Source organism: Winogradskyella wichelsiae (assembly GCF_013403925.1).
Taxonomy (GTDB): Bacteria; Bacteroidota; Bacteroidia; order Flavobacteriales; family Flavobacteriaceae; genus Winogradskyella; species Winogradskyella wichelsiae.
Genome location: NZ_JABFDJ010000004.1, coordinates 256,407 through 282,017, shown reverse-complemented (window position 1 = coordinate 282,017; position 25,611 = coordinate 256,407). Strand labels below are relative to the sequence as shown.

29 protein-coding genes are annotated in these 25,611 nt (G+C 31.2%); 9 read left to right on the top strand and 20 right to left on the bottom strand.

The window, feature by feature from the left end; translation table 11 throughout:
• Positions 1–4 precede the first annotated feature (4 nt).
• From HM985_RS10490 to HM985_RS10480, 3 genes are all read right to left on the bottom strand, one after another.
• Entirely contained in the window at positions 5–1,282 is a 1,278-nt protein-coding gene (locus tag HM985_RS10490) for a tetratricopeptide repeat protein (RefSeq protein ID WP_179376204.1), read from the bottom strand.
• 99 nt (positions 1,283–1,381) lie between these two features.
• The gene (locus HM985_RS10485) at positions 1,382–1,957 is read right to left on the bottom strand and encodes a DUF4331 family protein (RefSeq protein WP_179313810.1); all 576 of its coding nucleotides are present in this window, start codon (positions 1,955–1,957) and stop codon (positions 1,382–1,384) included.
• Positions 1,958–2,082: 125 nt separating this feature from the next.
• The gene (locus HM985_RS10480) at positions 2,083–2,736 is read right to left on the bottom strand and encodes a DUF4331 family protein (RefSeq protein WP_179376203.1); all 654 of its coding nucleotides are present in this window, start codon (positions 2,734–2,736) and stop codon (positions 2,083–2,085) included.
• A gap of 148 nt (positions 2,737–2,884) precedes the next feature.
• Here HM985_RS10480 and HM985_RS10475 point away from each other — a divergent pair, with 148 nt between their 5' ends.
• The gene (locus HM985_RS10475; protein WP_179376202.1) at positions 2,885–4,060 is read left to right on the top strand and encodes an LETM1-related biofilm-associated protein; all 1,176 of its coding nucleotides are present in this window, start codon (positions 2,885–2,887) and stop codon (positions 4,058–4,060) included.
• A gap of 2 nt (positions 4,061–4,062) precedes the next feature.
• On the opposite strand, the gene HM985_RS10470 is transcribed toward HM985_RS10475, so the two are convergent.
• From HM985_RS10470 to recF, 9 genes are all read right to left on the bottom strand, one after another.
• On the bottom strand, positions 4,063–4,818 hold the full coding sequence (locus tag HM985_RS10470; protein ID WP_179376201.1) for a LytR/AlgR family response regulator transcription factor: 756 nt from the start codon (positions 4,816–4,818) through the stop codon (positions 4,063–4,065).
• 42 nt (positions 4,819–4,860) lie between these two features.
• Positions 4,861–5,211 (bottom strand): 2TM domain-containing protein, encoded by a 351-nt coding sequence (locus HM985_RS10465; RefSeq protein WP_179376200.1) that lies wholly within the window; start codon positions 5,209–5,211, stop codon positions 4,861–4,863.
• An 11-nt stretch (positions 5,212–5,222) separates the two neighbouring features.
• Positions 5,223–5,543, bottom strand: a complete 321-nt coding sequence (locus tag HM985_RS10460; protein WP_173586710.1) for a 2TM domain-containing protein — start codon at positions 5,541–5,543, stop codon at positions 5,223–5,225.
• An 11-nt stretch (positions 5,544–5,554) separates the two neighbouring features.
• On the bottom strand, positions 5,555–6,907 hold the full coding sequence (locus HM985_RS10455) for a histidine kinase (RefSeq protein ID WP_179376199.1): 1,353 nt from the start codon (positions 6,905–6,907) through the stop codon (positions 5,555–5,557).
• Positions 6,908–6,913: 6 nt separating this feature from the next.
• Positions 6,914–7,537, bottom strand: coding sequence for a hypothetical protein (locus HM985_RS10450; protein WP_179376198.1), 624 nt, complete (start codon positions 7,535–7,537; stop codon positions 6,914–6,916).
• Positions 7,538–7,555: 18 nt separating this feature from the next.
• Positions 7,556–7,855 (bottom strand): DUF2141 domain-containing protein, encoded by a 300-nt coding sequence (locus tag HM985_RS10445; RefSeq protein ID WP_246284994.1) that lies wholly within the window; start codon positions 7,853–7,855, stop codon positions 7,556–7,558.
• Between the two features lie 413 nt (positions 7,856–8,268).
• On the bottom strand, positions 8,269–8,565 hold the full coding sequence (locus HM985_RS10440) for a DUF721 domain-containing protein (protein WP_179376197.1): 297 nt from the start codon (positions 8,563–8,565) through the stop codon (positions 8,269–8,271).
• 41 nt (positions 8,566–8,606) lie between these two features.
• Positions 8,607–9,029: a hypothetical protein gene (locus HM985_RS10435; protein ID WP_179376196.1), complete on the bottom strand. Its 423-nt coding sequence runs from the start codon at positions 9,027–9,029 to the stop codon at positions 8,607–8,609.
• Positions 9,026–10,105, bottom strand: coding sequence for a DNA replication/repair protein RecF (gene recF, locus HM985_RS10430; protein ID WP_179376195.1), 1,080 nt, complete (start codon positions 10,103–10,105; stop codon positions 9,026–9,028). Before recF ends, HM985_RS10435 begins: the two co-directional genes overlap by 4 nt.
• Positions 10,106–10,244: 139 nt before the next feature.
• Here recF and HM985_RS10425 point away from each other — a divergent pair, with 139 nt between their 5' ends.
• The 8 genes from HM985_RS10425 (at position 10,245) to HM985_RS10390 (ending at position 16,828) form a co-directional block, all read left to right on the top strand.
• Positions 10,245–11,018, top strand: a complete 774-nt coding sequence (locus HM985_RS10425) for a tetratricopeptide repeat protein (protein WP_179376194.1) — start codon at positions 10,245–10,247, stop codon at positions 11,016–11,018.
• 3 nt (positions 11,019–11,021) lie between these two features.
• Positions 11,022–11,528, top strand: coding sequence for a 6,7-dimethyl-8-ribityllumazine synthase (ribH, locus tag HM985_RS10420; protein WP_179376193.1), 507 nt, complete (start codon positions 11,022–11,024; stop codon positions 11,526–11,528).
• Positions 11,529–11,740: 212 nt separating this feature from the next.
• Complete coding sequence (locus HM985_RS10415) at positions 11,741–11,956, top strand: hypothetical protein (protein WP_179376192.1); 216 nt, start codon at positions 11,741–11,743, stop codon at positions 11,954–11,956.
• Positions 11,957–11,963: 7 nt separating this feature from the next.
• A complete protein-coding gene (locus tag HM985_RS10410) occupies positions 11,964–12,269 on the top strand; it encodes a hypothetical protein (protein ID WP_179376191.1) in 306 nt (101 codons plus the stop codon).
• Positions 12,269–14,152, top strand: coding sequence for a DNA mismatch repair endonuclease MutL (mutL, locus tag HM985_RS10405; RefSeq protein WP_179376190.1), 1,884 nt, complete (start codon positions 12,269–12,271; stop codon positions 14,150–14,152). Before HM985_RS10410 ends, mutL begins: the two co-directional genes overlap by 1 nt.
• Before the next feature lie 3 nt (positions 14,153–14,155).
• Positions 14,156–14,926, top strand: a complete 771-nt coding sequence (locus tag HM985_RS10400) for a rhomboid family intramembrane serine protease (protein WP_179376189.1) — start codon at positions 14,156–14,158, stop codon at positions 14,924–14,926.
• Positions 14,927–14,928: 2 nt separating this feature from the next.
• The gene (locus HM985_RS10395) at positions 14,929–15,801 is read left to right on the top strand and encodes a rhomboid family protein (protein ID WP_179376188.1); all 873 of its coding nucleotides are present in this window, start codon (positions 14,929–14,931) and stop codon (positions 15,799–15,801) included.
• Between the two features lie 4 nt (positions 15,802–15,805).
• A complete protein-coding gene (locus HM985_RS10390; protein WP_179376187.1) occupies positions 15,806–16,828 on the top strand; it encodes an endonuclease/exonuclease/phosphatase family protein in 1,023 nt (340 codons plus the stop codon).
• Here the strand turns inward: HM985_RS10390 and HM985_RS10385 are convergent.
• The 8 genes from HM985_RS10385 to HM985_RS10350 form a co-directional block, all read right to left on the bottom strand.
• On the bottom strand, positions 16,820–17,128 hold the full coding sequence (locus HM985_RS10385; RefSeq protein WP_179376186.1) for a DUF6122 family protein: 309 nt from the start codon (positions 17,126–17,128) through the stop codon (positions 16,820–16,822). The genes HM985_RS10390 and HM985_RS10385 overlap by 9 nt on opposite strands.
• Positions 17,129–17,212: 84 nt before the next feature.
• Positions 17,213–17,824 carry a WbqC family protein gene (locus HM985_RS10380; RefSeq protein WP_179376185.1) on the bottom strand — a complete coding sequence of 204 codons (612 nt, stop codon included), beginning with the start codon at positions 17,822–17,824 and terminating at the stop codon, positions 17,213–17,215.
• Positions 17,825–17,827: 3 nt separating this feature from the next.
• A complete protein-coding gene (gene lepB, locus HM985_RS10375) occupies positions 17,828–19,435 on the bottom strand; it encodes a signal peptidase I (protein ID WP_179376184.1) in 1,608 nt (535 codons plus the stop codon).
• A gap of 113 nt (positions 19,436–19,548) precedes the next feature.
• On the bottom strand, positions 19,549–20,250 hold the full coding sequence (gene dapB / locus HM985_RS10370; RefSeq protein WP_179376183.1) for a 4-hydroxy-tetrahydrodipicolinate reductase: 702 nt from the start codon (positions 20,248–20,250) through the stop codon (positions 19,549–19,551).
• Between the two features lies 1 nt (position 20,251).
• The gene (locus tag HM985_RS10365; protein ID WP_179376182.1) at positions 20,252–20,839 is read right to left on the bottom strand and encodes a DUF5683 domain-containing protein; all 588 of its coding nucleotides are present in this window, start codon (positions 20,837–20,839) and stop codon (positions 20,252–20,254) included.
• On the bottom strand, positions 20,829–21,731 hold the full coding sequence (locus HM985_RS10360) for a ParB/RepB/Spo0J family partition protein (RefSeq protein ID WP_179376181.1): 903 nt from the start codon (positions 21,729–21,731) through the stop codon (positions 20,829–20,831). Before HM985_RS10360 ends, HM985_RS10365 begins: the two co-directional genes overlap by 11 nt.
• Before the next feature lie 3 nt (positions 21,732–21,734).
• The gene (locus tag HM985_RS10355) at positions 21,735–22,502 is read right to left on the bottom strand and encodes a ParA family protein (RefSeq protein WP_179376180.1); all 768 of its coding nucleotides are present in this window, start codon (positions 22,500–22,502) and stop codon (positions 21,735–21,737) included.
• Positions 22,503–22,713: 211 nt separating this feature from the next.
• Positions 22,714–25,554, bottom strand: coding sequence for a M16 family metallopeptidase (locus HM985_RS10350; RefSeq protein WP_179376179.1), 2,841 nt, complete (start codon positions 25,552–25,554; stop codon positions 22,714–22,716).
• Between the last annotated feature and the right edge of the window lie 57 nt (positions 25,555–25,611).

Below are 25,611 nucleotides of genomic sequence, written 5' to 3'. Positions count from 1 at the left end.
TGGTTTATAATTGGTTTATTTTTTGTTCCATTAATGGACCTAATTCATAAAGGCTCGCTAATAATTCTTCTTTTATAGGTTGAATTTTATCTGTTTTACCTGCAGCTTTATAAATTTCTGCTACATGGTATAAAACAGAAGGTTCAAATGTTTTACCGATTACAAACTCTTCAATTATGTTGTTTGCTTTAGTTATTTCACCTTTCTTAAAATAGCTCCATGCTAATAAGTCATAAGATTGTGGTGTTGCTCTATTTTCGATTTCTTTTTTTGCTATTTCTAATGCGCGATCTGGCATAGCTAAATCATCAGTAAAAAGCATAACACTGTACTTGTTATACATTTCACCATACAATTTGTTGTTAGTGGCGGCTAAATAATTTTTTAATGATTGTGATTTTAAAGTTTTATCATTTTTATATTCAGCGATTTCTGCCTTTAGTAAATCATAATCTGGTGAATTATGATAAGTAGTAATATGATTTAAAATGTTTAAAGCTTCTTTTGGATTATTTTCATAAGAATAAGCGATCCAAGCGATTCCTTTTTTTGCATATGCATTATTAGGGTCTAACTCTAAAGATTTTAAATAGTAAGCGTATGATTTTTCTATTTCACCTGCATGACCATAAAAATCTGCAATATTAGTATAAGACCAAAGTTTCATTCCTTTAGTATTTGATGATTCTGCTATTGCCATGGCTTTTTCCATGTTTTCAATAGCTCCATCAAGATTACCTTTATGATCCTCTAATTTTGATAAACGGATGAGGTAATCAAAGTTTGAATTGTTTTTTATTTCATCTAAATAAGCTTCTGCATAGATGTAGTTTCCTAATTCTAAATGAACATCGAATAGCATCTTTTTTGTGCCATTCAATTTTTTACCATTAGCTTCTGCCTTTTTTAATAAAGCTAATGCTTCTTTAAAGCGGTGTTGTGAAATATAATTACCTGCTAGGTTTTTTAGAAGTCCAGCATCAGTATCTTTAACAATGGTATTAGCGATAAGTAAATCTTTTTCAGCTTCAATTAAATAGTTGATTTCTCCTGTGATATTAAATACTTTTGTGTTGGCATTCGCTCTACTTATTAAATAAGAGTAAGAGCTTGAGCTATTTTCAATTTTATTGGTCCAAAAGTTAACGTCTTCTAATAGATCAGGAGTATTAATGTTAGTAGATAGGTATTGGCTGTAATCTGATGCTTTTGTAACTGTTTTAGTATTGCAACTCAGCATTGTTGCCAATAAAAATAGGGGAAGGATGTTTTTAATGTGCATAATAATTTGTTTTTGAGATTTTATTATTGTGTGTTATGCATTTGCAAATAAACTAAAATGAGATGTCATTAATCTCATTTTAGTCTACTAAAAATTTATTTACCAAGGAGACGCTAGGTAAGGGAAAGAAGTTAAAAAGTCTTTGTCGTTAGAAGCTACATTATCGCTTGTTAAACCTGGGAATTCTGGATTAGTTAGTCCTTCTTCTCCACCAAAGATTAATATTAATTCTACATCGATAACATCATCTGTTAAATTTCTACCAGTTAATATGTTAGTTCCGTCAAAAAATGTTGTTGGTGCATCTAATGATACCGTAAGTACATCTGTAGCTAATACACTTGTAAATTGTGCAGCAGTAAACCCTAAAGCATTAGCATCATCTGGAGATGCAGGATCGTAAGCAGGACTTAAAGTTTCTAATTTAGTTTGAAATGCACTTTGAAAAGCTGCACTCATATCTGAAGGAATTGTGGTGTTAAAAGTATCTTTCATACCATCATTTACAAATACCGTGTTAATTGCAGGTCGCCCCATTTGGTCTTCTTGTACATATGTTCCTGTAAAGTTAAGTCCTTCTGGTTCGGTTGTATTGTCATCGTCATTGCTACAGTTAAAAGCCGTCATAGACGCTAAAATTGCAACAGCAAATAATTTTATATTATTGATTTTCATCTTGTTATTTTTTAAGGTTATTTCAATCAATTATAACATGTTTAATTTTCAATACAGGTGTTATAATGTGACTATTTTTTTAAATTAATATTGTTTTAATGTTATGCGTTAAATCTATTTTAGATTTATTGCTTTCTCTTAGATTCTACCCATGTATTAATAGTTCCAGAGGTTCCTATCATAGATTTTGGTACTTCAACAACTACAGATAATACATTACTTCCTGCAAATGTATCGTCACCAGGATTATCAAAACCAGAAGCATCACCAGCAATAATTTCAGTATACTTGTTGAAATCGAAAAAGAAAGGATCATCTCTTGGTCCTGCAAAGAATTTCATACCACCAAATTCTTCAATAATTGCAGTTTCTCCGTAATTTGTAATATCAACAATACCGGCATTAGCAGATGTTGACATAATAGAACTGTTTAAACCTGTTTGTGATGGAGCCGTTGGTCCAAAGAAATACATTTTACCATCTCTTGGAGTTGCTTGTATTACTAAATCTTCAACATTATCGCCATCAATATCAATATTAAATTCTAATAAAACGTTTTCATCAAAAGAAGCACTACTTGTTGCACCAGGTGTTAATAACCCTTGTACGTTAGCAACTAAAACTAAGTTAGATTGATCTTCTCCTCTAAAGGCATAAAAATCTGTAATGTCACTTGTACCTCCTTGTACTGCAGGTGCATCAATATGATCGGCTGCAATGGCAACGAATGTAGCAATACCTAATACTGCTGTTGCGATTAAAATTTTTGTTTTTTTCATAATTTTTGAGATTTAGTTAATTATTTATTTTGTCTCTGGTCTACCTACGACAAAACAAGAAAGATGGTTTTGTTAAAATTTTGTTAACTAAATAAATTCATGATAATTCGTTATAAAAATTTAACTTTGAATTTTTAAATATTACGCTATGAATCCATCAGCAAACGGCTGGATAAAAAAATTGCTTAATGAAGTTTCTGAAACAATGTATTCTCAGACCGAGGATGAAACGTATTATAGAAATCTTAAACGTGCAGGATTTATATACGGAAGTAATATTAGGGTGGTATTAGATATTGTGAAACCCTTTGATCTTACTGAAGAAGAACGATGTAAAACTAATTTGCTACTCACCTTTTATTTTATATATAATAAGGAAAAGCCTGAGGAGGAATTTACAGAGAGTCTTATACGGTATTATAAGACTATTAGTGACCAAAAACGATCGTTTTTTGAGGATTTATTTAGTGACAAAAAAGCTGATAGTTTATTAGAGAAAATCATTCATAAACGAATTCATATCGATGACAATATCATTTCTAAAAGTTTTAATTATTTCTTAATTAATGCACTTTTGTTTGTTGATGTATTAGGTTACCATCGCTTTTTAAAAGAAGAAAAAGATGTTAAATCTTATGTTACTAATATTGAATCTGCTCTTGAAACGATCGTTTTTTCGGTAATTGAAAACAAGTCTGAAAAATCGGAGTATGATAATAACCTTATTCGATTATTTGAAAGTTCTATTCGTAATAAAAATGAAGATCTTTTAACTTATAGAGATGCAATTTCTTTTATAAATCAACCTTTAGAGAAGCTATATGTCATAGATTTAGTTTGTATGGCATCTTGGACCGACAAGGTTATAGATAATGAAGAGCAGAATTTTTTAAATCAACTAAAAATAGATCTGAATGTAGAAAACACGGTGATTGTAAAATCTATAAATGATATTAATCTATTTTACGACGAGCATAAACATGATGTTGCTTTTTTAAGTTCTAAAAATTTAGCACAAAGTTTTTACGACAATAGCACAAAAGTTGTTTTTAAACTTATTAAAAGAAATAGTAAACGATTAATTAAAGAATTATCGGAAAGCAAAGAGGCTTTGTATCTATTAACACAATCTACGCAACGTAACTTAACAGACGAAGAGCAGAAAAAAATTCAGACACAACTCATGGATATTTTTAAATCCATACCAAGTTTGGCTATTTTTATGTTACCTGGAGGTATGTTGCTTTTACCTTTATTTATAAAGTTTATCCCTACTTTATTACCATCTGCTTTTGATGATAATAGAATAGACGATAAGCAATAAACTTATTCTAACCAGGTTTTAAAATCCTTAACACGCTCTCTTGCTACAATAATATTTTGCTCATTAAAACGGTTTAGTTTTATTTGTAATCTAGAATTGGTGTAACTTACCATATCTTTAATAGCATTAATATTTACATAGAATTTTCTACTGATTCTAAAAAAAACATCTGGTTCTAATTCTTTTTCTAATTGGTCTAAAGTAACATCTAAAAGATAGTTTCTTCCTTCATTAGTAAAAGCATAGGTTCCTTTATTTTCACTATAAATGCATTCGATATCTTCTATATTAATAAGTTTTAAATGTTGCCCTACTTTAACTGAGAAACGTTTTTTATATTCTCGTTCAATCGGATTAACTAGCAGGTTTTTAATATCATTAAAGTCCAGTGTAACAGATTTTTTTTGCGGTAATCTTACTTTGTACTTTTCTACAGCAGTTGCTAAATCATCGTCGTCAATTGGTTTTAATAAATAATCTATACTATTGAGTTTAAAAGCTTGTAAAGCATATTCATCATAGGCTGTTGTAAAAATAACGGCCGACTTAATATCTATAGTTTCAAAAATCTCAAAAGATAATCCATCACTCAATTGAATGTCTAAGAAAATTAAATCGGGATGTTCATTGTTATTAAACCACTCTACAGATTCCTCTACAGAATGCAACATCGTTTCTGCTTCTATATCTAAAGCTTTCAACATACGCTGCAAACGTCTTGCAGATGGTTTTTCGTCTTCTATAATAATTACATTCATATGCTTTAAATTATATTATTCTTTATTGAGTCGTAGAGATTTTTATTCCCAGTTCTGTTCTTCTTTGTGTATAAACTCATCGATTTTTCGTTGTTCCCAACTGGTTCCAAAAAAGAAATCTGGACCAAAAACTCCTAAAAAATGAAAGAATAACCCAATTCCCCAAAAAATTGCGGTAGCATAAGTTCCAAAACCTGTAAACCCCTCTTCTGAATTTACACCAATTAGTATAATTAAAAACAAATTTACCACTACATAACTTACCAAATGCCAGTAAAAACCAACTATAGCATCTACTTTTTTCTTTGCTCTTAAATAAGCCTCTTCTTTTCTGAAATCAGAATTGATACTAACATCATTTTCTATATCAGACTCTATATGATACTTTTCCATATTATTTCTTTTTAATTATTAGACAATTCATCATCCATCAACTTTTTAATTTTTCGCTCTCTCCATTCTTCACCAAAAAACACCAAAATGTCAAATGCAGAAAGGCCATGCAACACAATGGCAACTCCCCAAATTAACCATGACATTGAGGTAGATAATTCAAAAAAAGCTTCCATAAAACTTTTTCCATTGTTCATATAACTTATAATCTTAATACCAGAAATAGACGTATTAACAATAAAATAAACCGAAAGATGTGTGTAGAAAGCTTTTAGTTTTTCAACTTTCTTCTTTGCTTTCAAATATTTTAAATCTGAGTTATCTATTTTCATAATTCAATAAATTAATTCCAACGTTTAGTTTCCTCTTCTTTACGCAGGTATTCTTCAATTTTTCGTTCTTCCCATTTAGAACCGAAAGTTCCATCATTTACAAAAACTTTATAAGCTTGAAATGCTAAACCAATTCCCCAACCTGCCATCGGGAACCAAAACCATTGAATGGTATAATAAGAGTATTTGTACCAAATAAAAATTAAAAAAGGAATAACTAAACAATAAGACACTAAACTGTAGTAAAAAGCTTTTAACTCTTCTACACGCTTACGAGCTTTTACATAATGGTCATTAATACGTACTTGCGATTTTTCTATACTTCTCATAACTGTAACTTGTTTTTTTAGCATAGGTATAGCTACTGCAAAATCTTTTTCTCTTTGATTAATTTGCACTTTTTTATTGGTAAGCAGCGCGTACCGCTGTTCAATATTTTCTAAACCAACGCCACTACTTTTTTTTACAATTTGTTTAAGTTGAAGATTATTCATTACCACCAAATTATCTCCATCTTCATAAATTATAATATGTAATGGTTTTGTAGAAGTTACCATGTTATGTTTTACTGCATTTTCCAAAAGTAATTGCAAGGATAATGGCACAACTTTATTTTCAGGATTGGATGCTTTATCCGGAATTTCGAAAATGATACTATCTTCAAATCGCATTTTTAAAAGCGACATATAGGTTCTTGCAAATTTTAATTCTTCATCTACAGTAACTAATTCTTTACTTTTTTGCTCTAAAACATAGCGATAAACCTTAGATAATGATGTTGTAAATTTCTGAGCATTAACAGGGTTTTCTTCAATTAAACTCGTTAATACATTTAAACTATTAAATAAAAAATGTGGATCTAATTGATTTTTTAAAGCATCAAACTTGGCACTTGCCGTACCTGCGATAACCTTTTGTTCTTTAATTTTGTTTTTCTGATAGCGATTATAGTAATAAACCAAATGGAAAACAGTAACTATAACTATAGTAACCCACAGACCAAAAGTATAGCCACGCCAAGATTCACGGCTTAAAAACGACTTTAACTCTAAATCATAAATCACGGTCGCTGTAAAAACTCTTATAAAGAACAAGCCAATTAGCGTAAGTGTTGTACTTCCTATAATTCCATAAATTAAACGTTTTATGGTATCATCAGTTTTCCATTCACGACTTCCCATATAGGCGAAAAACGCCATATTTGAATACCCTAAAACAAAGGCATACAGTTGATAAAACCCAAAGTCAATTAAAAAGTCATTAATCGTTTTGTATTGAAAACCTGAGGAAATTAAATTCCCTACAACATAAACCACAGTCCCAATTCCGAACGTTAAAAGTATTTTTTTTAATGACTTTTTCATATGCTATTAAGCTTTACATTGCTTTGATACAGCTATTGCACGTTCTTTGCCCCAGTTTGGATGAAGTGCACTCTTTGGATTAAAGGTATCAAAAAGTTTAACAGAAGCTTTAATCGCCTTACAATAAGGTGCTGTATCTTTTCCAAAGTATTTTGCGCTTCCCATTGCCCACTCTGCTTTACCAAAAGCAACTCTTGGGTTTATAGCATCTATAAGTGTTGCTTTTGCATACAATTCCGATATTTTTGCGCTATACTTCATACCATAAGTCATACCATCAAAAGCAACCCAATTGGTTAAAATATAAGCTTGCATTACCAATAATTCCGCGTTATTTTCACTTTTAAGCATTGCAGTATCTAAATGCGCTTGCGCCTTATCTAGTTGAGCTTTTAAGACTACTTCATCTTTTTCTCCCCAGCTTTTTAGACTATTAATTTGAGCAATGTAATAATCAGGCAGCCATTCCTTTGGTTCTGCTTTTGCTATGCGCTCAAACATATTTTCGGCTTTGTCTATTTCACCCTGTTCCCAAAGTTTAAAAGCCTTTGTCATTCCTTTTTCAAAATCTGTTTGTGTTTGCGTTACGGTAGCTAGTACAAATAATAAAGCGGTGATGATTGTTTTCATAATAAGATTTTTATGGGATTAAATAGATATGTTTACAGTCTTATTTTCTTTTATCTGAAATTTAGCATCCTCCCATTTTGGTGGTCCCATAAACCCTTTGGCATCATTTGAGCATCCATAAGCTTCTTTGGGGATGTGCATAAAATTAGTATCCATTATTCCGTTATCATTTTCATCATGAAAAACAGAAATAGCGTAAGTTCCTTGAGGAATATTATTAAAAACAACCGTGCTAGAATTGTTTTCAATACTACTTATTGAATTTTTGTAAGGTTTTTTTAAAAAATTAGTTTCGATATTGTAGAGCGCAATAAACATTTTCCTTCATTGCTAGTAGCCTCATCTACACTTATGGTAATGGTGAAATTATTTTGAGCTTCTGTTGAAAAACTAAAAAAACAAATAATTAAAATAGTAGTTAATTTTGCGAGTGCATTCATGATTCTTCCTTTTGTGTCTTACAAATATGTAATACATCTCATCGTTTTGAAAATAGAAAGCACTGAAATGTAATTTTTAAAGGACGAATTGTTGTTTTTTTTAGAAAAAAGAAGAAATACCTAACTTTACTTTAGAAATGATGAAGGTCGGTTTAATGATTCAAAGTACTAGAAATAAACTATCATATAGGTGAGACAATGAAATTCAGCAAAGACAGAATATAATTTTAGTAAATTATATAAAAATTGGTGTTTTCAAAACGATGGGGTATTTTTGTTAGTAGTGATGTACTATCTTAAAACCAATTTCTTTACAACTTCTTTTCTCAATGATTCATTAAGCATTTTAACTATTTTTTCAGTTCCATAACTTAATTCTTCGCGGAGTACACTAGAACTAAGTTGTACGTAAAGTGTATCGTGTTTTAATTCTATAGCTGTAGTATAATTATTAACTCCATTACCCATAAGATTAGCCCATGCTTCTCTCACATCAACTTTATCTAAACCTGATTGTAAATTATTAGTTTTTACAAATTCTTTTAGAACATCTTGTATAGATTGATTATCGTTATTACGTTTAGCCATGTTATATATCTTTACTGTGGTAGCTTATTTCTAATTATATTTTATTCTTCTAAGTCTAAATTTATAGGAATATATCGTTTGTATAAATAGATGTTTTCAGCATCATTCATAATCTTAAGATGCTCTGTAGTTGCTTCTAATACTGTTTCTTTCCAGTTTGCATAAGGTGTAGAATAATAAATATTTAATGCATTATCTTCAATTTTTAATTGAATGTTTTCTGCATCGTCAGAGGTATAATACGTATCGTTTATTCCTGGTGTTAGTTTTTTTCTAAAACCTTTTAAACTATCATTCACACTTATAAAATCGATCGTTTCATTGTATTTGTATTCTTTTTTGCTGCCATCTGCCATAGTAACTTCTTGAATTTCCCAATAACCTTGTAAGTGTTCTATATTAGTCTCTGGGTTTTGAGAACAACTTAAAATAAAGAGACAAATGAGCCAGAAATAGTTTTTCATAATTTAAAAATTTTATAAGACTGATGTGTTTGTTTTATAACGTTTTCTGTACGTTCAGCATGAGTGTCACTAATAAAAATTTGACCGAAATGTTCGTCATCGACTAAGTTAATAATTTGAGAAACTCTACTCTCATCTAATTTGTCAAAAATATCATCTAAAAGTAGAATAGGCGAGACACCACTTTGTTCTTTTATAAAATCAAATTGTGCCAATTTTAAAGCCACTAAAAATGATTTTTGTTGTCCTTGACTTCCAAATTTTTTAATAGGAAAATCATCAATTAAAAAGACCAAATCATCTTTATGCGTACCAACACTAGTGTAGTGTAAAGCTCTATCTTTATTGATATTATTAGTTAGTAGATTTTTTAATTCATTATCAAATAAATCACTTTTATATTGTAAATCGATAACCTCTTTACTTTGGCTAATGGCTTGGTAACGCGCTTTAAATATAGGGATAAAGGTTTTTAAAAAAGCATCTCGTTTTTTAAAAATTTCGGTACCATAGGTATGGAGTTGCTCGTTATATATAGCAAGCGTATCTGTATTAAAAGTATTATTAAGTGCAAAATATTTTAAGAGTGCATTTCTCTGAGATAATACCTTGTTATAATTAATGAGCTCAAGAAGGTAATATTTATCGCTTTGCGAAATAACGCTATCTATAAATTTACGTCGTGTATCACTTCCTTCTATAATAAGGTCACGATCCGCAGGCGAAATAATAACTAAAGGAATAAAACCAATGTGTTCACTAAACTTTTCATAGGCTTTAGCATTTCGTTTAATTACCTTTTTTTGTCCACGCTTTAATGAAACAATAACTTTCTCAGTACGCTCATTTTTTGTGAAATTACCATCGACAACAAAAAACTCTGCATTATGATTTATATTTTGAACAGCAATAGGATTAAAGTAGCTTTTTCCGAAGGCTAAATGATAAATAGCATCAAGTGCATTTGTTTTTCCGATCCCGTTCGCACCAACAAAACAATTTATTTTGACGTCGAAATCGAAAACTTGACTTTCAAAATTTTTGTAATTAACTAAAGATAGTGAGTTTAGATTCATGAAAAGTTAACGTTATGCTTGGTTTTACTACTGTGAAGGTACATTTGAGTGAGTTATTAATTATTCAAAAATAACAAATAAATAGGCTTTTAAATCCCAATAAAAATTTTATTTTTGCGCACGCACAAAATGACAGATTATGGCAACGTATAAGAAAAGAGGCTACAAACCTAAAACGAAAAAAGAGAAAGAGCAAGAGGAAATTATCGATGATAGTGAATCTACAACAGCTGAAGTATTTAATACTTTAGACGAAGGTGCTTCTAGAACAGAGGAATGGGCTGTGGCAAACCAAAAATATATTTTAGGTATTGTTGGAGCAATTGCTGTAATAGTCTTAGGGTTTTTAGGATACAATAAATTAGTTGCAGAACCACAACAAAAAGATGCAATGAATGAAATGTATACTGCTAAAAAGTATTTTGACGATGCTGTTAGTGGTGTATCTTCAGATTCATTATATAGAATGTCTTTAGAAGGTGGTGAAGGTAAATATGGTATGGTAGATATCGTTAATGAGTACAGCGGAAGTCCTGCTGCTAACTTAGCGAACTATTATGCAGGTATGGCATACTTAAACTTAAAAGATTACGAAAACGCAATTACGTATTTAAGTGATTTTTCTAGTGATGATAAAATGTTAAACCCTATTGCTAAAGGTGGTATTGGTGATGCTTTTGTGCAACTAGATCAAGACTCTGATGCTTTAGGTTATTACGAACAAGCTTTTAAAGCTAACGTTAATGATTTTACTACACCTTTATATTTAATGAAAGCTGCACGTGTAGCAATTAGTTTAGGTGAAAATGATAAAGCTTTAGAGTATTTAAAGCGTATTAAGTCTGAGTTCTCTGCCTCAACTGAAGCTGAAAACGTAGATGTTTTAATAGGGAAAGTAGAAGCAAGCTTGTAATATATGGCAACTGCAAATCATAATTTATCGGAATACGATAAAACAACAATCCCAAATGCGAAAGATTTTCGATTTGGGATTGTTGTTTCAGAATGGAATGACGAGGTTACGGAAGGTTTATGGCAAGGCGCGTTTGACGCTCTTTTAGACTGTGGTGCAATTAAACAAAATATTGTTCGTTGGAATGTGCCAGGAGCATTTGAGCTCACTTATGGTGCAGCACGAATGAGTAAGAGTATTTATGCAGACTCTGGAATGTTAGATGCTATAATTGTTATTGGTTGTGTTATTCAAGGAGAAACAAAACATTTTGATTTTGTTTGTGAAGGTGTAACTCAAGGCATAAAAGACCTTAATATGAAAGGAGATATACCTGTTATATTCTGTGTGCTTACAGATAATAATAAACAACAATCTCTTGACCGCTCTGGTGGAATACATGGAAATAAAGGTACAGAAGCTGCGATCGCTGCTATTAAAATGGCCGCTTTACGCAAAGATTCAGAATAAATTAAGTTCCTCTTTATTAATATAAAGATTACTATTTTAAAATAATCCACATCAATTATACTATTGGTGTGGATTATTTAATGTTAGAATACTACGTACTGCCATTCTACTCTTGGCACCCTTTTTGTTAATAATTTTAAGGAATCCTTAAGGGTTATTTCCTTGTATTTTCAGTACTTTTGAGATTAATTAAGTTTAAAATTAAGAGGCATTTGTTTAATCAAAGAAAAAATAAACGTTTTACTTACAAATCGCAACTTCAGGATTCCGATAAAAGCAAGTCGAAAGACGACTTCGAAACACTATGGAATGAAGCTAATGGTGGTAACAAAAAACACGGAAGTGTCTTAAGAACGTTACCGGCTTTAATTATTATATTAGTTTTAATTCTTGTTTTAATTTATGTCCTTAACGGATATATTGAATAAAGATATTATGGGACCAATAAAATTCACTTTAATTAAAAAATTACCTAGAAATAAAAGGTTTAATTATACACCTAGATATTATAAAGGTAAAGAAGAAGTTGAAGGATCACAGTATGCATCAAAATTCGATGCGTATGCGGATACCTATAATAAAAACGACTTTTCTGGAAAATGGCATGAGAACAGAGTTAATTTAAGAAACCGAAATAATACTGGTTTTAATAAAACGATTTACATCTTAATTGCATTTTTTATTTTAGTCTTTCTCTTTATCATAGATTTTGATTTATCTATATTTCTCATCAATCGCTAATGTCAGATATTATACAGCTTTTACCCGACCATGTTGCTAATCAAATTGCAGCTGGTGAGGTAGTTCAACGTCCAGCTTCTGTAGTTAAAGAACTATTGGAAAATGCTATTGATGCTAATTCAACAGAAATAAAACTTATTGTTAAAGACGCTGGTAAAACACTAGTTCAAGTTATAGATAACGGAAAGGGCATGAGTGTTACTGATGCTCGCTTAAGTTTTGAGCGCCATGCGACTTCTAAAATTAAAAGTGCCGAAGACTTATTTTTATTAAATACAAAAGGGTTTAGAGGAGAAGCTTTAGCTAGTATTGCTGCGATTGCACATGTGGAGTTAAAAACAAAACAAGCGGATGATGATTTAGGAACCACTATTGAAATAGAAGGGAGTGTTATTAAAACTCAAGAAGTTTCAGTAACACCTACTGGTACTTCAGTTGCTGTGAAACATTTGTTTTTTAATATTCCAGCAAGACGAAACTTTTTAAAATCAGATACCGTAGAATTACGCCATATTACAGATGAATTTCATCGTGTGGCTTTAGCACATCCTAATATTGCATTTTCATTTTATCATAATGGAAGTGATATGTTTAATGTACCAGAAGAGAATTACAGACAACGTGTTGTTCATATTTTTGGAACCAAAACGAATGAAAAATTAGTACCTGTTGAAGAAGAAACTGAAGTTTTAAAGATTTCAGGATTTGTCGGTAAACCAGAATTTTCAAAGAAAACAAAATCAGAACAGTTTTTCTTTGTTAACCAACGCTTTATAAAAAGTCCATATCTTAATCATGCTATAAAATCGGCTTACGAAGGTTTATTAAAAGATAGTTATCACCCAAGTTATTTTTTGAACTTAACAGTAGATCCTAAAACGATTGATATAAACATTCATCCTACAAAAACAGAAATTAAGTTCGATGATGAGCATACACTTTATGCCATTTTAAGAGCCGCTGTAAAGCATAGTTTAGGACAGTTTAATATTGCACCAATCTTAGATTTTGAACATCAGACTAATAATTTAAATACACCATACGATTATAAAAATAAGTCGGCTTCCACACCTGCTATAGAAGTAGACCGGAGTTTTAATCCATTTGCTGAAGATTCTGGTTCTAGAGTTTCTGGTAATGGAACAAGACAATCTGCCAAAAGCCCTAATACCGGGTTTAAATCGGTACCTACGGCTTCGTGGGAAAGTTTATATGTTGGCTTAGAATCTAAAGGAAATAATTCCGAATCAGATTTTAGTCAAGTAACTTTTGAGAGTGAAGCAAAGAATACTTCAATTTTTGATGAAGCTGCCATTGAAACAACAAAAACAACGTTTCAATTACAACAAAAATATGTAGTGAGTACTCTAAAATCTGGAATGTTAATTATAGACCAAAATAGAGCGCATCAACGTATCTTGTATGAGAATTTCTTAAAACACATAACGATTAAAGAAGCGACGAGTCAGCAATTATTGTTTCCGTTAGAATTGCATTTTACGCCTAATGAGATTAGTATTATTGAAGATTTAAAATCCGATTTAGAACATACAGGCTTTGTGTTTTCAGAGTTTCAAAATAAAACAGTTACTATAACAGGTGTTCCTGTAGGAGTGCCAGAAAGTGAAGTGTCTATTATTTTAGAACAGTTGATTAGTGACGTAGAAAATGATGTGCCAGACACAAATTTTAGTACAACAGATTTATTAGCTAAATCTATGGCTAAAAGTTTAGCCATTAAAAATGGTCAATCTTTAAATAGTGCAGAACAAGAACATATGGTAAATAGTTTATTTGCCTGTAAAGAACCTAATGTGTCACCAGCTAATAGACCAACATTTATTACTATGGCTGTAGATGATATTGAAAAAAAATTCATGTAATTTATGAGACAAGGAATAACAGATGCTGTAAAGCATTTATTGATTATAAATGTCGTAATGTTCATAGGTACGATATTTGTTGGAAATGGAGCATTTTATCAGTGGTTTGCGTTGTATTTTCCTCCGAATCCAAATTTTCAACCATGGCAAATTTTAACGCACATGTTTATGCATGGAGGAGGTGATTTGAAAGAGTTTAGTATCATGCACATAGCCTTTAATATGTTTGCTTTATGGATGTTTGGTACTGCTGTAGAACAAATATTTGGCTGGAAGAAATTTATTATATTTTATTTACTTTCTGGTTTTGGTGCAGCTATTATACAAATTGCTTTTCTATATTTTCAGTATAATATGGGGTTAACAACCTTAATAGATTCTGGTGTTTCTCAAACAGAAGTGCTTAGTATTTTAAGTGAAGGAAAATACAGTACGGCTTGGTTACCACTGTTAGGAGATCAATTTGATAGTTTTATTGGTGCATTTAATGGTACTATGGTTGGTGCTTCTGGTGCTATAATGGGTGTTTTAGTCGCTTTCGGAATGTTGTTTCCAGAGTCTAAGTTGATGCTTATTTTCTTACCTGTACCAATAAAAGCGAAATATTTTATTCCTGGCATTATTGCATTAGATCTATTTTCTGCAATTTCAGGGAGTTCTATATTTAGTCCTAGTAATACAGCATACATGGCACACGTAGGTGGGGCACTTACAGGTTTTCTTTTAATGTATTTTTGGAAGAAAAACGAAAATGATAAATACCGTTGGAATTAATTATGAGCACTGTTAATGATTTAAAATATAAGTTTAAGAATCTTGATGTTTTTGGTAAAATAATAGCCATAAATGTTGTTATATTCTTTATTAGTCTCGTTTTTAAATCATTATTAAGATTTAATTTGTTTACCTATTTTGAGTTGCCATCGGGAATCATGGATTTTCTTTTTCAACCATGGTCACTTATCACTTATGGTTTTTTACATAATGGATTATTTCATGTGGCATTTAATATGTTGTTTCTTTATTATTTATCTCAAGTCACAACCAATTTATTTCGCTCAAAAATGGTTCTTAATATTTATTTTTTAGGAATTATTTTCGGTGGCTTAGCCTACTTAGCCTATTCTAACTTATTACCATCTTCCCTGGTGAATTCTAATGGTGTTTTAGTTGGGGCTTCAGCAGGCGTTAGTGCATTATTACTATTTGTAGCAGCCTATATGCCTAATAGCGAAATTAGATTATTCAATATGTTCAATGTAAAATGGAAACATGTTGCTATGGTTATCGTAGGCCTAGATTTATTCAGAATGATTTCAGGGATGAATCAAGGTGGTTATGTTGCGCATTTGGGAGGTTATATTCTGGGATATGTTTACGCAACTCAACTTGTAAAAGGAAGCGATATAGGAACAGGGTTTGAACGTACTATGGATAAATTTATGAATTTATTTAAACCGAAATCTAATTTAAAAACGGTTCATAAAAATAAATCAAAGGGTAGTACGGTTAATAAGACTAAAAAGTCAACTAATACGTTAGATAAACAAAAGAAGATTGATATTATTCTCGATAAGATAAGTAAGAGTGGCTACGAAAGTTTGACCTCTGAAGAAAAGTCTTTTTTATTTAAAATAGGTAAAGATTAAAAACGTGAAAGGGTTAAAGTTAGGTAGTAAAATTTTGTTCTTCATCAACTCGTTGGTGGCATTTTTATTGCTTATATCTTATATATTACCATATATTCCACCCAAAAATTTTGCTTCATTATCTGTTTTAAGTTTAGGTGTGCCTTTACTCATTCTATTTAATATTGTTTTCTTTTTGTATTGGTTATTAAGAGTGAAAAAGCAAATGCTACTATCACTTTTTGTATTGTTATTGGGATGGAGTTATATTAATTCGATGTATAAGTTTTCTTCTTCAGAAGATGTTGTAGACGATGATAATTTTACCATAATGTCTTTTAATGTTAGACTTTTTAATCGATTTGGATGGTTACCAAAAAAGACCGTCAAAGAAGATATTTTAAATTTTATTGAAACGGAGAACCCTGATATATTATGTCTTCAAGAGTATAGAAACGGTGATCCAGTAGAATTAGAAGGCTACTATAATTTTAATGCAAAGCATACAGAAGGTGTTAAGTCTGGACAGACAATATTCTCCAAATTTCCGATTATTAATTCTGGATCTTTAGAGTTTCCTAATACATACAATAATGCCATATTTGTAGATGTAGTAAAGCAAAAAGATACTATTAGAATTTATACGATTCATTTGCAATCTTCAGGAATTCAAACTGATGTAGAAAAACTTAAAGAAGAGACATCAGGTCATTTATTTAAGCAGGTTAGATCGACGTTTAAAGAACAACAAAATCAAGTAGAATTGTATTTAGAACACAAGTCTAAATCTAATTATAAAACGATTGTTACAGGTGATTTTAACAACACTCCTTATTCTTATATATACAGAATGGTGAAAGGTGATGATCTAAAAGATACGTTTGAAGATGCAGGAAATGGTTTTGGGAAAACCTATGATTTTAAATACTTTCCAATGCGAATCGATTTTATTTTGGCAGATAAAGATTTTAAAGTAAACAGTTTTAAAACTTTTGATATAAAATTATCAGATCATTATCCGATAAAAACAACTTTAAAATTACATTAACCAACAGTCTGCAGTATCAGCGATAATGTGAATAGATAATCCTAAACCCATCAGTCTGGTCTTCTTTGGAACTAAAAGAAGTAAATAAAAGGCAATGGCATAATAGGAGTGGAGGGGGTGAAAATTAATACTACAACGATTGGGATCAAAAATAGGATTGGCCAATAAGTGATCTAAATCTATAAGTATTCCCAAAATCATAATTCCGTAGGCTTTTAACCAACACGACTTATAGAATACAATGGCGACGACTAACGGCAATCCAAAATGTATACCGTAATGGATTATAGATTGTAACATCTTTGTTCTATTTAATTATTACAAAAACTTAGTGTTGAAATTAAAAATATAACCATATTTTACCTGAATCAAGCTTTAGATCAGTTATAATTGTTGTCTTTTTAAATAGAGCTCTGTATTTGGTCCTTCATTAAATAAGAGATCTAAAATACTAAGATTTGATATAAATCCATGTTTTTCAGTAAATACTTGCGTGTATTGTTCTAACATATTCACCTCTGTATTTCGTTTTACAAGCGGTCTAAAGTCAGATTTATCTTTAGCATTTTTTTCAAAATCAATAGTGAATTCTGGTGCAATATCTAATTGTATACAATTGGATATAATTTCAAAACTCTTTAAATTAAAATCTAAAATATAGTTGAATTTAGTTTCAAAAAGTGCCATCATATCATCAATGTAGTATTCAAAAAAGGGAGACATACTATAAGCAGATTGTAAAGACTTTAGTAATAAAAGCTGCCATTGTTCTTCATTAGCAATTTTTACATCCTTATAAAGTTGTCTATTCTTTTGAGTGTACTTTACAGGGATTGTAAGGGCTAATTTACCATTAGCGCCATAAATCTCAACACGATTTCTATACGATTGTTTTTGGTAGTTGTCACTCACTTCAAAGCAAATAGTATCAGAATGCACTATAGCTAAAAAGTGAGCAATATTAGGGAAACAAGTTGGATATATAAGGCTATTCAAAATCTAGCTTTGTTTAGCTTTTTTCTTTTTTCGCCATTTGTTGAAAAAAGTTATTCCTAAAATAAGGACTATAAAAGGAATTAAGAATGATGTTCGTTCTTTTCCTCCACTAACAGTGGTGAAGATTCTATCCCATCTAAATTTCCAATTTTTAAGGCCATCATTTATACCATCAATACTCATCCATATAAATACAGGTTTACCAAAAATATGATCATTAGGTACAAATCCCCAATATCTACTGTCAATAGAGTTGTGTCTGTTATCTCCCATCATCCAATAGTAATCTTGCTTAAAAGTATAAGATGTAGCAGGTTGATCATCTATAAGAATCTGATTTCCTCTTGTAACGACTTTATGACCTTCGTATTCTGATATAGCACGCTTGTATATCGAAATATTTTCAATGCTTAATTGTAATGTCTCACCAGCTTTAGGAATCCACATAGGCCCAAAGAAGTCTGTATTCCATTTATAATTAGGATCTCTAGGAAAAATATTATCTATTTCACCTTCTATTTGTTTAATTGGTGAAGCAGAAGCCACTTCTGGATGTAATTTTAATTGAGCTATTGCTTCGTCAGTCGCTGCAGGAACGATGTATGAAAATTCTAAAGAGCCATATCTAGGATAATCTGTAATATCATATTTTTTCAGGATTTCCATGATTCGGGCAGGCTGAAGATTTCTTTTGAAGACTATTTCATAAGAAAACTGAAGATGCGATCTTGGTGGTAACTTATTTTGTTTTCCGTTAATAAATACATATCCATTACGTATCTCTAAGGTATCACCAGCAACACCAACACATCGTTTTACTAAGTTAGTTTTTTTATCTATTGGTTTGTAATAATTACGATCTGGATTAAAATCGTTCATGTCTAACAAGGTGTCAGCAGGCTGGTTAAAGACTACAATATCGTTGCGTTCAACATTTTCAAAACCAGGTAATCTTAAAAAAGGTAACTGAAGCTTATTGATCCAAGAGGTCTTTCTATCTTCAAAATTATCATCAAATAAATAAGATTTTTTTCCTAATACAGGAATTGTATCATGAACCATTGGTGCTCCAACAGTAGTCATTGGGGTACGCGCTCCATAATGTAACTTACTTACAATAAGAAAATCCCCAACCAATAATGATTTTTCTAATGAAGAAGATGGAATTACAAAAGGTTGAAAGAAATAGGTGTGTACAATTGTAGCTGCAACTATAGCAAATAGTATGGAAGTTATCCATTCTCCAGAGGCTGTTTTTGGTTTAAGTACTCTATTTTCAATGTAATTAACGTCTGCTACATAATTGAGGTAATATAAATAGAACCCAAGAGTAACAATACATAAGAGCGCATCTATTTTACTGTCCTTTCCATAAGCACGAGCCGTTTCTACCCAAGCCGCAGGAATCATTATTAAGTTTACAATTGGTAAAAACATTAAAATAACCCACCACCAAGGGCGAGAAATGATTTTCATCAATATTACAGCGTTATAAATAGGTACAAATGCTTCCCAAGCTTGTCGACCAGCTTTAATATATAATTTCCATGTCCCTGCTCCATGAACGATTTGTAAAACTAATATAAAAATAAACCACTGTGTCCAGTTCATAATCTTGTATTTTGTATAATGTAGTACAAATAAATTTCAGATAAATATTATTTTCTAAAATGAATTTGAAGTAAGTTGAAAATTATTTTAATTCGTTAAAATGCAATTGCAAATTAACCAATGTTTAACACATCTTTCATGCTAAAAACACCTTTTTTATCTTTTATCCACTCTGCAGCAATTACAGCTCCCATTGCAAAACCTTGTCTGCTATGTGCGGTATGTTTAATACTTATAGAATCAATTTCTGAGTTATAGGTAATTTCATGAGTGCCTGGAACACCTTCAATACGTTTAGCGTCTATATGAATCTCATGATTGTTAGGATGCTCTAAGGTCCAATTGTTATAATCGGTTTTAGCAATGATTTCTTCAGCCAAAGTAATTGCTGTTCCGCTAGGGGCATCTAATTTTTGAGTATGATGAATCTCTTCAATTTTTGTTGTGTACTCAGAAAAACCAGACATTAATTCGCTTAATCGCTTATTTATTTCAAAAAAAATGTTGACCCCTAAACTAAAATTTGAAGCGTATAAAAATGTTCCGTTTTTAGAATTACAATAAGCTACAATAGCATCGTATTCATCTAACCAACCAGTTGTTCCAGAAATAACAGGAACACCTGCATCTAAAGCTTTTTTTATATTAGATACTGCTGCTGTTGGTATGCTAAAATCTATAGCTACATTAGCATTTGTGAGGTCATAATTAGCATCTGTATTAGATACTTTAAGTACAATACTATGATTGCGTTCTACAGCGATGGCTTCAATACTTTTTCCCATTCTGCCATAACCGAGTAAAGCTATTTTCATATTAAAATTGATAATTAAGAGTTAGTCCTAGATCTCCAGTGTTTTCCAATTGGTTATACTGATAATGAGGACTAAGGCTTAGATTTTCGTCGACGTTAAATTGAAGCAAGTGGGCATCAATATTGGCATCTAAAATATTTAGTGCATATAAACCAATTGTAACTAATAGCGATAATTCTTTATTTTGTCTAAATTGATCTTGTGCTCTTATCAGTCCGTCGTCAGAAATTAAATCATAAAACTCATCATCCTTAAAGCCTGCTAAACGTCTTTTATAAGCATCTCTATAACGATTGTATTGTTTGCTATTGCTAGAGTAGAAATAAATTCCTGTACCTATGGCTCCCCAAACAATTGGAATTTTCCAGTATTTTTTATTGTAAGCCTGACCCAAACCAGGAAGTATAGCAGAATAAAATGCTGCTTTAGAGGGACGTAAAGGATCAATCTCTTTTTTTACTAAACTGTCTTTAATAATTATAGGTCCATTTTCTAAGACAATATTTGTGCTGTCTTTTTCTTTTTGAGAAAATGAATTTAAAACTGAAAACAGGCAGAGTAAAAGAGTGTAAAAGCCTTTATTTATCACGCTGAACTAATTTTTGAATACGGTTAAAATCTTCTTCAGAATGAAAAGGAATTGTTATTTTTCCGCTTCCACTCTTAGTTACTTTAACGTCTATTTTATGACCAAAGTATTCAGAAAAATCTTTAACTCCACTTTTAATGTGTTTAGGAATTATAAATTCTTGTGACTCTGGTTTTGCAGGCAATTCAGAATTTAAGTTCTTAATTAATTGTTCTGTAGCTCTAACTGAAAGTTTATTGGTGATTATTTTTTCGTATACCTCAATTTGGTCTAATGGGTTCTCTATATTAACCATAGCTCTACCATGACCCATACTTATAAACCCATCTCGCATCCCAGTTTGAATGATTGGGTCTAATTTTAATAAGCGTAAATAATTAGCAATAGTAGAACGTTTTTTTCCAACACGTTCGCTCATTTGCTCTTGTGTTAATTGAATTTCATCAATTAAGCGTTGGTAGGATAATGCTATTTCAATAGGATCTAAATCTTGACGTTGAATGTTTTCTACCAATGCCATTTCTAAAGACTCTTGGTCATTAGCAATTCTTATATAAGCAGGTATGGCTTCTAATCCTATTAATTTTGAAGCTCTAAAACGACGTTCACCAGATACTAATTGGTATTTGTTAAAAGCTAATTTTCTAACAGTTATAGGTTGAATAACACCAAGTTCGCGAATAGAAGACGCCAATTCTTTTAATGAATCTTCGTTAAAATTGGTTCTTGGTTGAAAAGGGTTAACCTCAATACTTTCTAAATCAAGTTCTACAATATTACCAACCACTTTATCCGCATTTGTATCTTCAGCAGAATTTATATCATTCTCTGGATCTTTCAATAAAGCTGAAAGTCCTCGTCCTAATGCTTGTTTTTTAGTTGCCTTAGCCATCTATTATAATTCGTTTTTCTTTATAAGCTCTTTCGCTAAATTTAAATAATTTACTGCACCTTTACTTGTTACATCATAGTTTATAATGCTCTCACCATAACTTGGTGCTTCTCCTAAACGTACATTTCGTTGTATAATAGTATCGAAAACCATATCGCTAAAGTGTTTTTGCACCTCTTCTACAACTTGGTTTGAGAGACGTAAACGCGAATCAAACATTGTAAGTAATAAGCCTTCAATATCTAATGTTGCATTATGTATCTTCTGCACACTTTTAATAGTATTTAACAATTTACCTAAACCTTCTAGTGCAAAATATTCACATTGAATAGGGATAATAACAGAGTCTGCAGCAGTTAAAGCATTTAATGTTAACAGTCCTAAAGACGGCGCACAGTCTATTAAAATATAATCGTAATCTGATTTTAAATCAATAATTGCTTTCTTAAGCATGTACTCGCGTTCTTCTTTGTCAACGAGTTCAATTTCAATAGCAACAAGATCAATATGCGCTGGTAAAACATCTACATTTGGTGCGTTAGAAACAACAATAGCTTCTTTTGCTGTAGCTGTGTGTTCCAGTACCTGATACGAACCTATTTCAACCGCATCGACGTCTAGACCTAAACCTGAACTTGCGTTGGCTTGAGGATCTGCATCTATTAGTAACACTTTCTTTTCAAGAGCACCTAATGAAGCCGCTAAATTTACAGAGGTAGTGGTCTTACCAACTCCTCCTTTTTGATTTGCTATTGCAATGATTTTACCCATTTTATATCTTGGATTCAATTTTTATCTTACTGCGGTATGGTCTAAAAAGCAAAATCTATTGGTTTCAGAACCGAATAATACACTAATAAGTTCACGGTAAAAATACGATTATTTACGACTTTAAGAAATTGAAGTTGTTAACACTTGTATAAAAAAAACAACCTTCATAATGGTGTTATGAAGGCTGCTAGAAATTAGATATTTAAGTTTATTACTCTGGGTTATGGATACCAGTGATATGACCTTGAGTTAAATATTTTTTTGCAACATTATGTAAATCTACAAGCGTTAAACTGTTTACAGCGTCTTCAAACTTTAAGATATTGTGCGCATCTTTTTTTAGATAGTCAGCATTTTTAAGTTGTCCTAACCAAAAACGATTTGTTTTTAAATCTTCTTTATAATCTAAAATTTGAGCTTTTTTTACTTTTTCTAAATCTTTTTCAGTTGGACCTTCTTTAATTAATAAATCGACCTCTTTAAGTGTTGAAGCTATTAATTTATCTACATTTTCTGGACCACAAGGAAAGCTAATGTTAAATCTAAACCAATCGTATGGCATATTACTGATGCTAGCGCTGGCACCAGCTCCGTATACACCACCTTCTTCTTCTCTTAATTTTTCGACAAGTTTTATGGTTAGTACTTCTGCTAAGCTTTTTAGAGCATGAGCTTCTTTTTCATTATAATCAGTTGGGCCGTGATAAGTTAGTCTAACTGAACTTTTTGGATCTTCTCCTTTTTCAATGATTTTTTCATGAGAACCTGTTAAAGGTCTAAAATTAGATACCTTATAGGTTTCATTACTATTTGTTGTAGGCAAACTAGCTAAGTAAAGTTCAGAAAATTCTATTATTTTTTCTTCGTCTATATTTCCTACAAAGTAAAAATTGAAATCTCCTGCATCAGCAAATCGTTCTTTATATTTTTCATAAGCTAAGTCATAATCTGCATTATCCATGTCTTCGGCTGTAGGGAAACCTGTATATCGTGGGTTTGCTCCATAAATAAATTGAGATAATTGATCTTGAAAATAATATTGTGGATTTGATAATAAGTTTCCTAAAAATGCTTTCTGCTTATCGGCAAAACTTCTAAATGCTTTTTCATCTTTATTTAATGCTGTAAAGTAAAGGTGCGTTAATTGAAATAATGTTTCTAAATCTTTAGGTGTAGTATTTCCTGAAAAACCTTCACTATAAGTACCTATAGAGAGTCTTACATTGGCTATTTTTCCAGACATCATTTTTCCTAATTCAATCTTATCAAATCCATTTACACCAGCTTCAGTTAAACCTCCATTAGCGTTATTGGTTGCTTTGTAATCTTCAGTTGAGTATAAAGATGTACCACCATAACTAAAAGCATCAAACAAGATTTCGTCATTTTTAAAATCAGTTTTTTTGTAAGTTACCGTAGCTCCATTACTTAACGTTAATGTTGTTGTGCCGAGCGTATCATCAGTTTGAGAGTCTGTGATGCTTCCTTTTGTTGGTGTTTTAGTAATTAGTGACGTTGCAACAGCTTTATCTTCATAAGGTTTTAAATCCATTGCTTTTACAGAATTTAATAGCTCTAATACTTGAGCTTCTTTAACTTGTTCTAAATCTTCTTTATCTGGACCTGTAAGAATTACAACACGGTTATCTTCCTTGATATAAGATTTTATTAAAGCATTAACTTCTTCTAATGTTATTGTTGGAAGTTGCTCATTCATAAAATCGAATCTCCAATCCATACTGGGAATAGGGTTTTGTTCTAAAAAATTATTGACATAACTGCCTACAAGTCGCTCTGATTCCATTTTATCTCTGTCTTTGTATGCGCGTTCCATATTGGCAATCAAATCTTTTTTTGCACGACTAAATTCCCCATCGAAAAAACCAAATTGGCGTACGCGTTCATTTTCTACTAATAATGTTTTTAGAGCTTCTAATTGTCCTGTAGGGCTTGTCATAGCAAAAGATTGAAATGCGTTTTTAGTACGGGCATAAGTACCTCCATAATAAGTGTACCCATATACAAAAGGTGGATTATCGCCATTTCTTATTTCATCTAAACGGTTATTTATCATTTGAGAAAATAAATTTTCTATCATCGATTTTCTGTAATCAGCGTAAGTTAAATCTGGCTTAGCGTTTACTTTATCTTTAAACATTAAGCGCACATTAGAAAATGGTGCTTCTTTATCCGATTCTATGGCTACAAAGGTTTCATTGTGGTTTGGTAAATCAAATGAAGGTCTAGCTTTTGAATTTTTAGGATTTTTTATATGACTAAAATGTGATTTTATTTTTTCTTCAAGTGTTGCAACATCAATATCTCCAACGGCAATTACAGCCATTAGGTCAGGTCTGTACCAATCTTTGTAAAAGCGTTTTAAACTTTCGTATTTAAAGTTTTCTAGATTTTCTTTTGTTCCAATAGGAAGACGTTCTGCATACATAGAGCCATGCATCATCTTTGGAAGGTATTCTTGCATCATACGCTCGTCAGCACCTTTACCTAAACGGTATTCTTCAAGTACAACACCGCGTTCATTGTCAATTTCTTCATCTGTTAACAACGCATTATGTGCCCAATCCTCAATAATTTGAAATCCTTTTTCTAATTTTTCGGGATCATCACTAGGAATTGGAAGAATGTACACTGTTTCGTCAAAGCTTGTATAAGCGTTAAGGTGCGCTCCAAATTTTACACCAATGCCTTGAAGGTAATCTACAAGTTCGTTTTTTTCAAAATTTTTAGTCCCATTAAAGTTCATATGTTCCATAAAATGAGCCAGACCTAATTGATCTTCGTCTTCTAAAATAGAACCTGCATTAATAACTAATCTTAATTCTACTTTGTTCTCTGGTTTGGGATTATTTTGAATATAATAGGTAAGTCCATTTTTTAGAACACCTGTCTTAACATTAGGATCTGTTGGTATAGGATCTGATGGATTGTAATTTAATTTGGTTTCTGATTTTGTGGCTACAACTTGCGCATTTAAAGGAAATGCTAAGGCAAGGCACATTATAATTAATGTACTAAAAACTAATTTTTTCATTGATTGACTGATTTAATGAATTATTATTAATTAAAAATATGCCTGTAATTTATGTAT

Excerpts from the sequence above, each read along its gene's own strand:
- mutL (WP_179376190.1), top strand. The coding sequence starts at position 12,269 with ATGTCAGATATTATACAGCTTTTACCCGACCATGTTGCTAATCAAATT.
- HM985_RS10475 (WP_179376202.1), top strand. The coding sequence starts at position 2,885 with ATGAATCCATCAGCAAACGGCTGGATAAAAAAATTGCTTAATGAAGTT.
- HM985_RS10480 (WP_179376203.1), bottom strand. The coding sequence starts at position 2,736 with ATGAAAAAAACAAAAATTTTAATCGCAACAGCAGTATTAGGTATTGCT.
- HM985_RS10455 (WP_179376199.1), bottom strand. The coding sequence starts at position 6,907 with ATGAAAAAGTCATTAAAAAAAATACTTTTAACGTTCGGAATTGGGACT.
- lepB (WP_179376184.1), bottom strand. The coding sequence starts at position 19,435 with ATGAACTGGACACAGTGGTTTATTTTTATATTAGTTTTACAAATCGTT.
- HM985_RS10465 (WP_179376200.1), bottom strand. The coding sequence starts at position 5,211 with ATGGAAAAGTATCATATAGAGTCTGATATAGAAAATGATGTTAGTATC.
- HM985_RS10490 (WP_179376204.1), bottom strand. The coding sequence starts at position 1,282 with ATGCACATTAAAAACATCCTTCCCCTATTTTTATTGGCAACAATGCTG.
- recF (WP_179376195.1), bottom strand. The coding sequence starts at position 10,105 with ATGAATCTAAACTCACTATCTTTAGTTAATTACAAAAATTTTGAAAGT.
- HM985_RS10470 (WP_179376201.1), bottom strand. The coding sequence starts at position 4,818 with ATGAATGTAATTATTATAGAAGACGAAAAACCATCTGCAAGACGTTTG.
- HM985_RS10435 (WP_179376196.1), bottom strand. The coding sequence starts at position 9,029 with ATGAAAAACTATTTCTGGCTCATTTGTCTCTTTATTTTAAGTTGTTCT.
- HM985_RS10385 (WP_179376186.1), bottom strand. The coding sequence starts at position 17,128 with ATGTTACAATCTATAATCCATTACGGTATACATTTTGGATTGCCGTTA.
- HM985_RS10410 (WP_179376191.1), top strand. The coding sequence starts at position 11,964 with ATGGGACCAATAAAATTCACTTTAATTAAAAAATTACCTAGAAATAAA.
- HM985_RS10460 (WP_173586710.1), bottom strand. The coding sequence starts at position 5,543 with ATGAAAATAGATAACTCAGATTTAAAATATTTGAAAGCAAAGAAGAAA.
- HM985_RS10395 (WP_179376188.1), top strand. The coding sequence starts at position 14,929 with ATGAGCACTGTTAATGATTTAAAATATAAGTTTAAGAATCTTGATGTT.
- HM985_RS10450 (WP_179376198.1), bottom strand. The coding sequence starts at position 7,537 with ATGAAAACAATCATCACCGCTTTATTATTTGTACTAGCTACCGTAACG.
- HM985_RS10445 (WP_246284994.1), bottom strand. The coding sequence starts at position 7,855 with ATGTTTATTGCGCTCTACAATATCGAAACTAATTTTTTAAAAAAACCT.
- HM985_RS10355 (WP_179376180.1), bottom strand. The coding sequence starts at position 22,502 with ATGGGTAAAATCATTGCAATAGCAAATCAAAAAGGAGGAGTTGGTAAG.
- HM985_RS10425 (WP_179376194.1), top strand. The coding sequence starts at position 10,245 with ATGGCAACGTATAAGAAAAGAGGCTACAAACCTAAAACGAAAAAAGAG.
- HM985_RS10360 (WP_179376181.1), bottom strand. The coding sequence starts at position 21,731 with ATGGCTAAGGCAACTAAAAAACAAGCATTAGGACGAGGACTTTCAGCT.
- HM985_RS10440 (WP_179376197.1), bottom strand. The coding sequence starts at position 8,565 with ATGGCTAAACGTAATAACGATAATCAATCTATACAAGATGTTCTAAAA.
- dapB (WP_179376183.1), bottom strand. The coding sequence starts at position 20,250 with ATGAAAATAGCTTTACTCGGTTATGGCAGAATGGGAAAAAGTATTGAA.
- HM985_RS10350 (WP_179376179.1), bottom strand. The coding sequence starts at position 25,554 with ATGAAAAAATTAGTTTTTAGTACATTAATTATAATGTGCCTTGCCTTA.
- ribH (WP_179376193.1), top strand. The coding sequence starts at position 11,022 with ATGGCAACTGCAAATCATAATTTATCGGAATACGATAAAACAACAATC.
- HM985_RS10485 (WP_179313810.1), bottom strand. The coding sequence starts at position 1,957 with ATGAAAATCAATAATATAAAATTATTTGCTGTTGCAATTTTAGCGTCT.
- HM985_RS10400 (WP_179376189.1), top strand. The coding sequence starts at position 14,156 with ATGAGACAAGGAATAACAGATGCTGTAAAGCATTTATTGATTATAAAT.